This window comes from Vibrio sp. YT-18, assembly GCF_033337345.1.
GTDB classification, from domain to species: Bacteria; Pseudomonadota; Gammaproteobacteria; order Enterobacterales; family Vibrionaceae; genus Vibrio; species Vibrio alginolyticus.
On sequence record NZ_JAWOQO010000263.1, the window covers coordinates 1 to 1057 of the forward strand.

1 protein-coding gene and 1 pseudogene are annotated in these 1057 nt (G+C 46.8%); one reads left to right on the plus strand and one right to left on the minus strand.

The window, feature by feature from the left end; all coding sequences use genetic code 11:
- Positions 1 to 286 (plus strand): annotated as a pseudogene (locus R7M72_RS25855) (sulfate ABC transporter permease); the annotation flags it as partial.
- Positions 287 to 366: 80 nt separating this feature from the next.
- On the opposite strand, the gene R7M72_RS25860 reads toward R7M72_RS25855, so the two are convergent.
- Positions 367 to 993, minus strand: a complete 627-nt coding sequence (locus R7M72_RS25860) for a sugar O-acetyltransferase (protein ID WP_025633213.1) — start codon at positions 991 to 993, stop codon at positions 367 to 369.
- Positions 994 to 1057: the final 64 nt, after the last annotated feature.

Sequence of the window (1057 nt, forward strand, 5' to 3'; positions counted from 1 at the left end):
AGAAGGACAAACCAGCGATATCTCGACCTCGTGGTACGCCGCAGCCAGCTACAACCTAAACAAGTTCACCCCTTACGTGGTTTATGGCCAGCAGTTTGACGACAACGAAAAGAAGACCGGTGACAGCGTCCTGACAGGGTTAAGGTTTGACGTGGATTACAACGTGTCAGTGAATGCCGAATGGCAACACTTTAAAGCTTTCAACAACGACTCCGGCGCGTTTTCTCTCCCACCAGTCGATACCAATGCCAACCTCTACACGGTGATGTTGAATTTCGTCTTTTAGCTACTCAATACGAACAAAGGCAGATTAGATGGTCCAATCTGCCTTTTCTTGTTTCTATCTATCGCTTCATGTGCCCAGCGTTAAGCCTCTTCTTGGTCGCTATAGACATTGCCCTCGACTTTACGCTCCTTGAAGTAAAACTCTCGGTCATGCTCGCCGATTTCACGTAGCACACGACAAGGGTTCCCCACCGCAACGACATTACTTGGAATATCTTTGGTCACAACGCTCCCTGCACCAATAACCGAGTTTTCACCAATCGTCACACCCGGTAACACCACTGAGTTTGCGCCAATCCAAACATTGTCTTCGATATGAACAGGAATATTGAACTGAGCAACTTCCCGACGTAAATCTGGCTCTATAGGATGTCCTGCTGTCGCAATCGTCACATTCGGGCCAATCATCACGGAATTGCCGATATAAATATAGGTGTCATCGACAAGTGTAAGATTGAAGTTGGCGTACACATTATCACCCAGATAAGTGTGACGCCCCCAGTTTGCTCGAAGCGGCGGCTCTAAATAACAGTTATCGCCCACAGCCCCAAGTAAACGCTGAAGAATTTCACCACGTTTTTCGCCCTCTGAAGGTCGCGTTTGGTTGTAGTCATAGAGAATCTCTAGGCATTGCGTTTGCTGTTTTGCGAGTTCTTCGTCAGTACAAAAGTAAATCTTCTGACTATGCAGCATTGATTGTCGGTCCATGTATCCATCTCATTTAGCGTTCTATTACCTTCGGTCTTACAATAACCAATCACAGTGACAGACC

Bases quoted from the DNA above. Each gene is read 5' to 3' on its own strand.
- R7M72_RS25860 (WP_025633213.1), bottom strand. From the start codon at position 993: ATGGACCGACAATCAATGCTGCATAGTCAGAAGATTTACTTTTGTACT.